The 12,405-nt window shown below is 28.2% G+C and carries 13 protein-coding genes and 2 tRNA genes; 12 read left to right on the top strand and 3 right to left on the bottom strand.

The genetic code is table 11. From position 1 onward, the window contains the following. Positions 1–6: 6 nt before the first annotated feature. Entirely contained in the window at positions 7–1,860 is a 1,854-nt protein-coding gene (locus CJ670_RS06975; protein ID WP_105911155.1) for a peptidoglycan D,D-transpeptidase FtsI family protein, read from the bottom strand. Positions 1,861–1,902: 42 nt separating this feature from the next. Here CJ670_RS06975 and CJ670_RS06980 point away from each other — a divergent pair, with 42 nt between their 5' ends. Both CJ670_RS06980 and CJ670_RS06985 read left to right on the top strand, forming a co-directional pair. Then, positions 1,903–3,171 (top strand): FtsW/RodA/SpoVE family cell cycle protein, encoded by a 1,269-nt coding sequence (locus tag CJ670_RS06980; protein WP_105939414.1) that lies wholly within the window; start codon positions 1,903–1,905, stop codon positions 3,169–3,171. Then, positions 3,168–4,190, top strand: coding sequence for a UDP-N-acetylglucosamine--N-acetylmuramyl-(pentapeptide) pyrophosphoryl-undecaprenol N-acetylglucosamine transferase (locus tag CJ670_RS06985; protein WP_105939415.1), 1,023 nt, complete (start codon positions 3,168–3,170; stop codon positions 4,188–4,190). Before CJ670_RS06980 ends, CJ670_RS06985 begins: the two co-directional genes overlap by 4 nt. Here CJ670_RS06985 and CJ670_RS06990 read toward each other — a convergent pair. Together CJ670_RS06990 and CJ670_RS06995 are read right to left on the bottom strand one after the other, a co-directional pair. Next, complete coding sequence (locus CJ670_RS06990; RefSeq protein ID WP_105939416.1) at positions 4,187–4,954, bottom strand: undecaprenyl-diphosphate phosphatase; 768 nt, start codon at positions 4,952–4,954, stop codon at positions 4,187–4,189. The genes CJ670_RS06985 and CJ670_RS06990 overlap by 4 nt on opposite strands. Next, complete coding sequence (locus CJ670_RS06995; RefSeq protein WP_105939417.1) at positions 4,951–5,616, bottom strand: MqnA/MqnD/SBP family protein; 666 nt, start codon at positions 5,614–5,616, stop codon at positions 4,951–4,953. The genes CJ670_RS06990 and CJ670_RS06995 overlap by 4 nt, the downstream gene beginning before the upstream one ends. Positions 5,617–5,686: 70 nt before the next feature. Between CJ670_RS06995 and CJ670_RS07000 the strand changes: the two genes are divergently transcribed. The 10 genes from CJ670_RS07000 (at position 5,687) to CJ670_RS07045 (ending at position 12,064) form a co-directional block, all read left to right on the top strand. Next, positions 5,687–5,908, top strand: coding sequence for a MoaD/ThiS family protein (locus CJ670_RS07000; RefSeq protein WP_105939418.1), 222 nt, complete (start codon positions 5,687–5,689; stop codon positions 5,906–5,908). A 2-nt stretch (positions 5,909–5,910) separates the two neighbouring features. After that, entirely contained in the window at positions 5,911–6,360 is a 450-nt protein-coding gene (locus CJ670_RS07005) for a molybdopterin synthase catalytic subunit (RefSeq protein ID WP_105939419.1), read from the top strand. Further along, entirely contained in the window at positions 6,357–7,160 is an 804-nt protein-coding gene (gene hisJ / locus CJ670_RS07010; RefSeq protein ID WP_105939420.1) for a histidinol-phosphatase HisJ, read from the top strand. The genes CJ670_RS07005 and hisJ overlap by 4 nt, the downstream gene beginning before the upstream one ends. 35 nt (positions 7,161–7,195) lie before the next feature. After that, entirely contained in the window at positions 7,196–8,623 is a 1,428-nt protein-coding gene (glnA, locus tag CJ670_RS07015) for a type I glutamate--ammonia ligase (protein WP_105939421.1), read from the top strand. A gap of 181 nt (positions 8,624–8,804) precedes the next feature. Then, a complete protein-coding gene (gene ribH, locus CJ670_RS07020; RefSeq protein WP_105911165.1) occupies positions 8,805–9,275 on the top strand; it encodes a 6,7-dimethyl-8-ribityllumazine synthase in 471 nt (156 codons plus the stop codon). Between the two features lies 1 nt (position 9,276). Then, a complete protein-coding gene (gene nusB / locus CJ670_RS07025; protein ID WP_105939422.1) occupies positions 9,277–9,675 on the top strand; it encodes a transcription antitermination factor NusB in 399 nt (132 codons plus the stop codon). Between the two features lie 11 nt (positions 9,676–9,686). Continuing rightward, entirely contained in the window at positions 9,687–10,385 is a 699-nt protein-coding gene (gene pyrF, locus CJ670_RS07030) for an orotidine-5'-phosphate decarboxylase (RefSeq protein ID WP_105939423.1), read from the top strand. 81 nt (positions 10,386–10,466) lie between these two features. Continuing rightward, positions 10,467–10,557: transfer RNA gene (locus CJ670_RS07035), tRNA-Ser, on the top strand. A gap of 2 nt (positions 10,558–10,559) precedes the next feature. After that, positions 10,560–10,636: transfer RNA gene (locus CJ670_RS07040), tRNA-Ile, on the top strand. Between the two features lie 162 nt (positions 10,637–10,798). Further along, positions 10,799–12,064, top strand: coding sequence for a tyrosine-type recombinase/integrase (locus CJ670_RS07045; RefSeq protein WP_105939424.1), 1,266 nt, complete (start codon positions 10,799–10,801; stop codon positions 12,062–12,064). Positions 12,065–12,405: the final 341 nt, after the last annotated feature.

The following is a 12,405-nucleotide window of genomic DNA, read 5'->3' on the forward strand; positions in this document are numbered from 1 at the left end:
TTTTTTTTAATTTTCTAAATTTATATCCTCTTTTGGGGATAAGTAGTTTAGTTTTATAAGATTTTGAATTATCTCTTTAAAAACTGGAACTGCTGATTGTGCTGCATAATAGTGCGGTCTTATTGGATTTGGATTTATTACTGTAACTCCAATAGTATATGAATTTCCTTTATCATCATTTACAAAACCTACAAAAGATGATATATATTTTTTCAAATACCCAGTTCCACCTGCTATTTGAGCTGTTCCTGTTTTTCCACCAATTTCAAGTCCTTCTATTCTTGCACTTCTTCCTGTTCCTTCTTGAACAGTTTTTATAAGCATTCTTTTCATCTCAGCTGCTGTTTCCTTTGAAATAACCTGCTCTGGTTCGTGAAAAAATGGAGATTGATATTTATTACTGTTTCTAGTTAAGTAAGAGACTATTTGTGGTGTAACCATAGCTCCATCGTTATTAAACACACTATATGCTTTTATTAATTGAATAAAAGTAGAAGTCATACCTTGACCAAAAGATACTGTTGCTTTATAAATATTTGGTCTTTTTTGTTTGTCCCCAACAGAAAATTGCCAAAGCTTTGGCATAACACCTCTTTTTTCATAAGGTAAATCTATTCCTGTTTTTCTTGTAAATCCAAACTTTTTCATACCTTCATAAAACTCTGGTCCTGTCAATCTTTGTGCAATTTGAAGAGTTCCTATGTTTGAAGAAAATATTACAATATCGTCTATAGAAAGGTTTCCTTTTGGAAAAGCATGGTCATCTTTTATTGTAAATTTTCCAAAAGGAAAAGCACCTTTTGCATGAGTTTGATTATAAGCTGAAAAATACTCATTTTTTCTTACAACACCTTTATCCAAAGCCAAAGATATTGACAAAGGTTTCACAACAGAACCTGGCTCAAATTGATACTCAATAGCATTTACATTTAGATATGGAATATCACTTTGTTTTATATTTTCAGGATTAAATCTATTTGAACTAGCCATTGAAATTATTTTTCCAGTACGGCTTTCCATGATTGTAAGTAAAATTTCATCTGCTTTTGTTCTTATTTTATGATTATCTAATGTTGTTTCATTGTTTTTTTGAAGTTTCAAAGGAATATTTAGATTTAGACTATAACCATCAATTCTATGTTCCATTATTGAATTTTTATCAAAATATATATATGATATTACATCTCTATAACCCTTCAATATACCATCTTTTGCCTCATTTAGCTTTTGATCATAAGACTTTTCTAGCCCTTTTACTCCATCAACTTTTGTTTTACCTGTTTGTGACTCCATTTTTTTGATATAACCTAAAACAGGAGTTAAAGCATCATCGTATGAAAATGTTCTTTTTTCTCCACTTTCACTAACTTCTAATCTTCTAATTAAACTTAAACTTCCACCTTTTCGTGGTATAAAAACATTTAATTGATTTAGTTTTATATCAAGCTCTCGCAAGTTTTTTGCAGCTCTTGAATCTATATTATATGAAAGTACTAAAAGTCCAGGATTTTTATCTACTTCTTTAAATTTTTCACTCAAAGTTTTATAATCTATTCCACTATAAATAGAAAAAAGTATCATAAAAAGCTCTTTTTTATCTGGGTTTAAATACCTTGTATCAACAGATGCTTTATATATTTTTTTAGAGCTAACTAAATTAAAGCCATCTTCACTAATAATATTTCCACGAACAGCTAATTCACTCTTTTCACCAGTTAAAGTAGGAAGTGTTCTTTTTTCATGAATAGTTCTATATATAGAAAAAAGTACGATAAAAATTCCAAAAGAAAGTAGTAAAAGCAAAATTAAGATTTTCTTTGTTTTTTGTTTAATTTCTAAAAGTTTATAATCTATTTGCATTTTTTTGAAGACATCTTTATCCATAATGTTATATAATAAAGTATGGATTATATCAAAAATAAGATTAAATTATTAACTACAGGCGAAAACCTAAGAGAACCAGATTACTTTTTGTTTATTTTGGTTTCTATGCTTATTATTGTGAGCATAGTTTTTTCATATTCGCTTACTATTTATACTGTTGAGTTTTTAGGTTATGGGCAGTTTCACTATATTTTAAGACAAGGTTTGGTTGGGATATTTTGTATATTCCTAATGTCGTGGATGGCAAGATTAAATCCAAATAAAATAATGCATAGAACAGGAATGACACTATTTGGTGTTGGACTTTTTCTAATGGTTATAATGCCTTTTTTACCAGCTTCTTTGGTTACTGCTTCAGGTGGTGCAAATAGATGGATTAGGCTTCCTGGGATATCTTTGTCTCCAGTTGAGATATTTAAAATAGGTTTTATATATTTTTTATCTTGGTCATTTTTTAGAAAAGTTATTCATCAACCAAAGAAAGGTCTCTTTGGGGATTTATTACTACTTTCTCCTTACTTTTTAGTATTTATTTTTATTGTTTTTTTAATTGCTGTTTTACAAAAAGATTTAGGACAAGTTGCATTATTAACTTCTATTATGCTTACATTAATTATATTCGCAAATAGATCCTTAAAAATAATCTTTGCATTAATTATTATAGCAATTGTAGGTATGATAGTTCTAATAGCAGCAGCACCGCATAGAATAAACAGAATTCACTCTTGGTGGTCTATGGTTCAAGATGGTATTTTATCAGTTCTTCCAGGAACGTTTGAGCAGTACTTAAGAATAAAAAACTTACCAGAACCATATCAAGTATCACACTCTTTAAACGCAATTCACAATGGAGGATTTTTTGGACAAGGTATCTCTTTTGGAGATTTAAAAGTTGGTTTTTTAAGTGAAGTTCACACTGACTTCGTTATTGCTGGTATAACAGAAGAGATAGGTTGGCTTGGAACATTTCTTATAACTACGATTTTAATGTTGATTATATTAAGAATTTTAGCAATTAGTAGAAAAGTTGATAGTAAAATATTTCATCTTTTTACAACAGGAATTGCTCTTATGATTATTGTTGCATTTTTAATAAATGGTGCAGGAATTTCAGGAATTATTCCTATAAAAGGGATTGCTGTTCCATTTTTATCATATGGTGGTTCATCTTTGGTTACAAGCTCATTTGCAATAGGATTAGTTCTTTCAATTAGTAGAACTGTAAAAAAATATGAACCACAAAAAAGTATTATAAAAGAAAAACCTCAAAGGATAATTATTAGATGAGTAAAGTTGTTGTAATAACAGGTGGAGGAACAGGCGGACATCTAAAAATTGCTGATGTTTTTATATCTGAGTTTAAAAAAAGAGGTTTTGAAGTTGTTTTTATAGGTTCAAGCTATGGGCAAGATAAGTTTTGGTTTGAAAATGATGAGAGATTAAAAGAGAAAATATTTTTAAATACAAGTGGAGTTGTAAACAAAAGAGGAATATCTAAGATTTTTTCTCTTTTAAATATATTTTATAAAGCTATTTTTTGTCTTAAGATTTTAAAAAAGTATGGAGTTAAAACAGTTATTTCTGTTGGTGGGTTTAGTGCTGCTAGTGCATCAATTGCAACTATATTTAAAAAAGATTGTAATCTTTTTTTACATGAACAAAACTCAAAAATTGGGGCTTTAAATAAACAAACTTTAAAATATACAAAAAAAGCTTACTCATCTTTTCATGACTTTTCACCAATAAAAGATTATCCAGTTGATATTAAGTTTTTCAAAAATGCAAGAGTGAGAAAAGAGATTAAAACTCTTGCATTTTTTGGTGGTTCTCAAGGAGCAGTTGCAATTAATAACTTTGCTTTAAAAGTTGCACCAAAACTAAATGAAATGGGTATAAAAATAGTTCATCAAGCTGGGAAAAATGACTTTTTAAGAGTAAAAAGTGAGTATGAAAAACTAAGACTTGATGTAGATGTTTTTGATTTTACAAAAGATATTTTACAAAAAATGAATGAAGCTGATTTTTGTGTAAGCCGAGCTGGTGCTTCAACACTTTTTGAGCTTTGTGCAAACAATCTTCCAACTTTTTTTATACCATTTAAATATGCAGCTCAAAATCATCAATACTACAATGCAAAAGCTTTGTTTGAAAAAAACTTATGTTTTTTGCAAAGTGAAGATGAGCTAGATGAAAACTACTTTTTTGATTGTTTAAATAGCAATATAGAAAAAATTAGCACTGGTTTAAAAGAGTTTATTAAACCAAATGCTGTAGAAAAAATCGTAGATGATATTTTAAATAATTAAAATATCATTAGTATTAAAACCCCAAAAACAATTCTGTAAATCCCAAAAGCTACAAAAGTAAATTTATCTAAAAACTTCAAAAATAGTTTGATTACCAAATAAGCAACAACAAAAGATGTTGTAAAACCAACTGCTAGGTTTATAAAATTTCCATCTTGAAGTATTTGGGCATGGTGTTTGTAAACATCATAAAAAGTTGTAGCACACATAACAGGAACAGCAAGTAAAAAAGAGAACTCAGCACTTGCTTTTCTATTAAATCCTACAAGCATAGCTCCAATTATACTAGCACCCGCACGGCTAGTACCTGGTATTAGTGCAGCAACTTGAGCAATACCAATAAATAAAGCTTGTTTGAAGCTCACATCTTCAACATTTGATATATGTTTTTTATTCTCATCATAAAACTTCTCAACAATTAAAAATATAACTCCACCAATAATAAACATCCAAGCTACAATCTCAATACTAAACATAGCTTTTATTTGGCTTGAAAAGATAAATCCAACAACTCCAATAGGCAAAAATGCAATAGCAATTTTTATCCATAAATTTATATGTTTAAATGTAAATTTAGATGGATAGATAAAAACCAAAGCCATGATTGCAGCAAATTGAATGATTATTTCAAAAGCCTTATTTACATTGTTTTGTTCAATTCCCAAAAACTCACTTAAAACTATTAAATGTCCTGTAGAAGATACTGGTATAAACTCAGTAATTCCTTCTATAATTCCTAACCAAATTGCATCAAATATACTCAAATTATTCCTTTTTCTTTTGTAAGTTTTAAAAATAGTTTTAAAGCTCGTTTCTCTTTATACCCAAGATCATAATCAATTTTTGTAAGATAATCCAAGATATTTTTCTTTGAAATACCACTTCTTTTTGAGTATTGTTCTAAAATATACTGTGGAATTTTTATCTTTTTTTTATCAAAATTTTTTGTGAGTTTTTTTAATCTATTTTCATATTTGTTGTAGCATAAAACTGCAAATACAAAAGGAAGATTGTACTTATTTTGCCACTGTTTTGCTAAATCTATAAAATCTTCACCTCTGTTATCATGGTAAAACTTCAAGGCTTTATCTCCAATAATTACTTCTCCATCTAGTTTTAAAACTTTTGCTAGTGCATTTGAAGTTTTTGATTGAAAATCATCTTTATTTTTTCTATTTGGTAAGATTAAAACAGAATCTACATAATCTCTTGCAATTATTCCAAAATCCAAAAAATTTTCATTTCTTGAGCCAATTGAAGAGATAAAAGCACTGTGAGTTTTTCTTTTTTTAAAACTATTTGTAATTTTTGATGGATATGATTTTTTGTACTCAATACTTGATTTAAGTTGATTTGATTTTATATTTTTTTTGATATAAATGTGAAAAGGTAATAAGTTTATAAAATCAATTTTTGAAAATATCATAAAATTGTTGCCTTTAGTCTTTAAAATTAAAGCTGATATAATAGTATAAAAATAATTAGAAGGTATTAAAATGGTGAAAATAGAATTTTTAGGTCCAATAAATAAAGAAGATATTAATTTAGATATTAAAAATTTAAAAGAGTTATCAGATATTTTAAAAAATGATGAAAAAGTATCTTCTTGGCTTGAAACTTGTGCAGTTGCTATAAATGATTGTTTAGTTAGCTCAAAAGATGTTGAATTAAAAAGTGGAGATAAAGTAAGTTTACTTCCTCCTGTTTGTGGTGGTTGATTATGTTTAAACAAGATTTACAGCTTCACAAAGGAAGCTTAGAGATAGAAAAAATTCACAACTCTTGGTATGAAAAGTATAAGAACTTAAATTATGGTGCTTTTATAACTTTTGTTGGTGTAGTAAGAGATGAAGACGGTATAGATGGACTATCTTTTGATATTTATGAACCAATTTTAAAAAAATGGTTTGAATCTTGGCAAGAAAAAGCAAAAACTAAAAATGCAATAGTTTTTCTAGCTCACAGCCTTGGTGATGTAAAAAATCACGAAAGCTCATACATTTCTGGTGTTTGTAGCCCAAAAAGAAGAGTTGCTTTAGAGTTAATAGATGAGTTTGTTGAAGATTTTAAGAAAAATGCTCCAATTTGGAAATACGATTTAAAAGATAATCAAAGAATTTATGCAAAAGATAGAAGCCAAAAAATAGATGGTGCTGGGATTTTATCATGAGTAAAAAAACAAGAGTAGATCTGCACAATCACACAACACTTTGTAACCACGCAACTGGAACTGTTGAAGGGTATGTACAAAGAGCAATAGAGCTAGGAGTTGATGAGTATGGATTTGCATGCCATGCACCTATGAATTTTGATCCAAAATATAGAATGAAACTTGAAGAAAAAGCTTTGTATGAATCTTGGGTAAATGAAGCAAAAGAGAAATACAAAGATAAAATCAAAGTTTTATTAGCCTATGAAGTTGATTTTTTAAATGGTTTTATGCTTGATGAGATTTTAAATGCAAATGTTGATTATTTAATAGGTTCAGTGCACTTTTTACAAAATAAAAACGAAATGTGGGGATTTGATAATCCTGAATTTATAGGTGTTTATAAAAGTGTTGATATAGATAAAATTTGGGAAGATTACTTTGATGCAATCTCTCAAATGGCAAAAACGAACTATTTTCAAATAGTTGGGCATTTGGATTTAATAAAAGTTTTTAAATTTTTACCAAAAAAAGATATTAGATTAATCGCAAAAAATGCCTTAAAACAGATAAAAAAATCAAATATGATTTTGGAATTAAATCCAGCGGGCTTGCGAAAACCAATAGCAGAAGCTTATCCATCAAAACAGCTTTTAGAAGAGGCTTTTTCTTTAGGAATTAATATTACATTTGGTTCAGATGCTCATAGTATTGAGCATGTTGGTTTTGGATACAGTGAAATCAGTTCTTTAGCAAAAGAGGTTGGATACACAAAATGTGCTACTTTTTATAAAAAAGAGATGAGTTTAATCGAGTTTTAGATAAAATGGCGACTTAAAATTTTTGGAGTTAAAAAATGGGAAAATTTGTAAATAATATAGAAGAGTTTTTTAAGTTTTGTAGTGAAAATGAAGTGAAATTTGTAGATTTTAGATTTACTGATTTAAAAGGAACATGGCATCATGTAACTTATAATATTAAAGCTGTAAACAAAGATTTACTAGCAAATGGAATGCCTTTTGATGGTTCATCTATTGATGCTTGGCAGCCAATTCATAAATCAGATATGATTTTAAAACCAGATGTTCCAACTGCATTTTTAGACCCATTTACAGCTGACAGTACAGTAATTGTAATTTGTGATGTTTATGATATTTATGAAAACCAAATGTATGAAAAATGTCCAAGATCGATTGCAAAAAAAGCAGTAGATTATTTAGCAGAGGCAAATATTGGTGATGTTGCATATTTTGGTCCTGAAAATGAATTCTTTATTTTTGATGATGTTAAAATTATAGATAGCGTAAATGAATCTTATTTTAGAGTTGATTGTGAAGATGGAGAGTGGAATGATGCAAAAAACTATGAAGGTGGAAATATAGGTCATAGAGCTAGACTTAAAGGTGGATATTTCCCTGTAGCTCCTATTGATAATGGTGTTGATTTAAGAGCTGAAATGATGCAAGTTTTAGAGCAAGTTGGTCTTGAAGTAACATTAGGTCACCACGAAGTAGCTCAAGGTCAACATGAAATTGGAATAGTTTTTAGTGATTTAATTGAGGCTAGTGATAATGTTCAAAAACTAAAATATGTTATTAAAATGGTAGCTCACTTAAATGGAAAATCTGCAACATTTATGCCAAAACCTCTTTATGGAGACAATGGAAGTGGAATGCATGTTCACCAAAGTATCTGGAAAGATGGTAAAAACCTATTTTACAAACAAGGTGAATATGGAAATTTAAGTGATATTGCAAGATGGTATATTGGTGGTATTTTTAAACATGCACGAGCACTAGCTGCATTTACAAACCCATCAACAAACTCTTATAAAAGATTAATTCCAGGATTTGAAGCACCTTCAATTTTAACTTATTCATCACAAAATAGAAGTGCTTCTTGTAGAATTCCTTATGGAGCTGGAGAAAAAGCAACAAGAGTTGAAATGAGATTTCCAGATTCAACAGCTTGTCCATATTTAGCATTTTCAGCTATGTTAATGGCTGGACTTGATGGAATAAAAAATAAATATGAACCAATTGGTCCTATGGATGATGATTTATATGAACTTACTTTAGATGAGATAAGAGATAGAGATATTCCTCAAATGCCTCACACTTTAAGAGGTTCGCTAGAGGCACTAATTAGATACAATGAGTTTTTAAGACCTGTATTTACTAAAAAAATGATAGATACTTATCAACACTACAAATTTTCAACTCAAGTTTGGCCTTATGAAGCAAGACCTACACCATTTGAATTTAAAACAATGTACTCTTGCTAATTTAATAAGATAAGAGTTTTTACTCTTATCTTATTTATAATACTTTTACTAAACCTATATCTTTTTTAAACAAACTAAATAACCAAAAATCTCTTATAAATAATTAATAATATATTGTTTTTAAAAATTAAGCACTATTTTTGTATAATAAAAGCTATTTTTAAAGATTTTGGAGTGTAAAATGAGATTAATAGAAGGTTCTTTAAGGCTAAAAGGAAACGAAAAAGTAGCCATAATAAATGGAAGATTTAACCACATAATAACTGATAGATTAGTAGAAGGTGCAAAAGATTCATTCAAAAGACATGGTGGAAATGAAGAAAATTTAGATTTGATTTTAGTACCAGGTGCATTTGAAATTCCATTTGCTCTTGAAAAAGCACTATCAAGTGGAAAATACGATGCAGTTTGTTGTGTTGGAGCAGTTATAAGAGGAGCTACTCCTCATTTTGACTATATTAGCGCAGAAGCAACAAAAGGAATAGCAACAGTTGCTTTAAAATACGGAAAACCTGTATCAAATGGTGTTTTAACAACAGACACAATTGAGCAAGCAATTGAGAGAGCTGGTTCAAAAGTTGGTAACAAAGGTGCTGAAGCTATGGTTACAATAATAGAAATGCTAGATTTATATAGCGAAATGGAAAAATAATTTGGCAACAAGAACACAAGCAAGAGAGTCTGTAATTGGACTTTTATATGCATATGATTTAGGAAATGTTGAGATTGCAAAATTTGTTGATGATATTTTAGAAGAAAAAAAGATAAGAAATAGCCAAAAAGAGTTTGCTTTAAATATATTTAATGGAACTATAAAAAATATTTCAAAAATTGATGAACAAATAGTAAATCATCTTACTCAAGGAACTATCCAAGATGTTGGAAGTGTTGAAAAATCAATATTAAGACTTGCAATATATGAGATATTATTTGAGAACTTATCAAGAGCAATAGTTATAAATGAAGCAATAGAGCTTAGCAAAAAGCTAGCAAGTGATGGTGCTCCAAAGTTTATAAATGCAATTTTAGACCAAATAAAAATAGAGAAGTAAAGGTCAAATTTATGAAAACAAATATGAAACTTTGTGTATCTTTGGATTTAGAAAGTAGTGCAGAAAATCTTGCTTTAGTTGAAGAAATCAAAGATTTTGATATTTGGTTAAAAGTTGGATTTAGAACATATCTAAGAGATGGTAAAAAGTTCTTAGAAGATTTAAAAGCCATAAATCCAAACTTTAAAATCTTTTTAGATCTTAAACTATATGATATTCCAAATACAATGGCAGATGCAGCAGAAGATATTTCAAACTTTGGGCTTGTTGATATGTTTAATGTTCATGCAAGTGCAGGAAAATTTGCAATGCAAACAGTGATGGAACGAATAAAAAATATTCCAAATAGACCTTTGGTTTTAGCTGTTACTGCTCTTACTTCATTTGAAAATAGTAGTTTTAAAGAAATTTATGGAAAAGATATAGATACAAAAGCTAGAGAGTTTGCAAAAGATACATTTGAAGCTGGACTAGATGGTGTTGTTTGCTCAGCTTTTGAAAGTATTGATATAAAAAATAATACAAATAATGAATTTATAACACTATGTCCTGGTATTCGTCCTTTTGGAGAAGATAGTGGAGATCAAAAAAGAGTTGCTGATATAAACTTTTCAAAAGAAAACTTAGTAGATTTTATTGTTGTAGGTCGTCCTATATATAAAAATGCAAATCCAAAAGATATAGTAGAGAAAATATTAAAAAATATATAAAAATAGTAAATCGTTAAGGGGGTTTTAAGAGATTTTCTCTTATAATTCCCGTCCTGATTTTATGAACTTAAAATTAGAAACGGACAGTTGGGTGAGTTGGCTGAAACCACCTCCCTGCTAAGGAGACGTACTGGTAACGGTACCGAGGGTTCAAATCCCTCACTGTCCGCCACTGGGTCGTTAGCTCAGCTGGTTAGAGCACTCGGCTCATAACCGAGTGGTCGAAGGTTCGAGTCCTTCACGACCCACCAGCTTATACTCCAACACTATCCAATACATATTAAAAACCTCGATAAAATCGAATAAATCTAAAATTATAACTCCAATATATATCTATGTATTCATTGTAATCTAAATATTTTTACGGTACTATTGACGGTACTAAAATAAAAATTATAGTTGGTACCGTTAAAATGTCAAGAATTGCAAAACCTCTAACAGATACTGAAATAAAAAAATCAAAATATACATCAAAAGAAGAATTTGAAATTCTTAAGAAATCTAATCCAAATATTCAAAGAAAAAATAAATTATCTGATGGAAATGGTTTATTTCTTATTATTAGAGAAACTGGAACAAAGATGTGGCAATTTGATTTTAAATTTTTAGATAAAAGATATTCTATGTCTTTTGGCATTTATCCTGATGTATCTTTAAAAGATGCTAGAGATATAAGAGAGAAAGCTCTTCAAAATATAAAAAAAGGGATAAACCCTATTGAATCAAAAAAATCAAACTTTCAAATAGATAATACATTTAAACACATAGCAGAAAAATGGCTTCTTAATATGAAAGATGGTTGGTCAGAGTCAAATTTTAAAAAAATTAAATCTAACTTTGAAAATAATGCTTTTCCTTTTATTGGTTCAAAAGATATCAAACAAATAACAAGAAGAGATATTTTAAAATTAATAGAACAAATGGAAAAACGAAATGCAACAGAATATGCAAATAGACTTTTAAATAATATTCAAAGAATGTATAAATATGCAATAACAAATGAATATATAGAACACAATATTATTTCAGATATTGATAAAAGTAACGCATTAAAAAAACAACAAAAGAAAAATATTCCTGCTATTACTAAAAAAAATGAGATTAAACAACTATTAATTGATATAAATAATTATGGAGAAACATTTTTTTCTGATTTATCTACAATAAATGCTTTAAAAATTTCCCCATACGTTGCTCTAAGACCTTATAATATTAGATTTTTAGAATGGGATGAAATAGATTTTGAACAAGAATTATTAATAATACCAGCTGATAAAATGAAAATGAAAATAGATTTTGTATTACCATTATCAAGACAAGTAATACTTTTATTAAAAAATATTTATAAATATAAAAATTCAAAATATATTTTTCCATCTGCATCATCTACTTCAAAACCTATTTCAGAAAATACACTAAATCATGCTTTACATAGAATGGGATATAAAGATAGGCATACTTCACATGGTTTTAGAGCAATGTTTTCAACTAATGCTCATGAATTAAGAAATGAACATAAAATTAATAGTGATGTAATTGAATCTTGTTTAGCTCATAGTGAACAAAATTCTGTTAAGGCAGCATATAATAGACAAAGTAAATTTAAATATCTAGATGAAAAAAGAATATTAATGCAATGGTGGGCAGATTGGTTAGACTCCATTAATCATAAAATTTAAATTTGATTTTATAATAATTAGTTAATGTAAATATGGAAAAATATTATAGTAAAATATTATCAAATAAAACATATACTACATTATAATTTACTTTTATATGAATTTATAAAATTTAGATGGGATAAATATGATTAATATTGATGAATACGAGAAATATATTAAAGAAACTGATTGGAAAGAACATGAATATATAAATAACTCAACTTTCGCACATAAAACCTAACTGTTTTTTAGTGTAAAGCCTGAGCATTAGTATGATTTGTTCTAAATCTTTATTTCTCTTGACAATTTGAGTAGATTCAATCAATTGTTCTAATATTTTTAGAAACAGTTCCATTGAA

This window comes from Arcobacter cryaerophilus gv. crypticus, assembly GCF_002993025.1.
Lineage (GTDB): Bacteria > Campylobacterota > Campylobacteria > Campylobacterales > Arcobacteraceae > Aliarcobacter > Aliarcobacter cryaerophilus_B.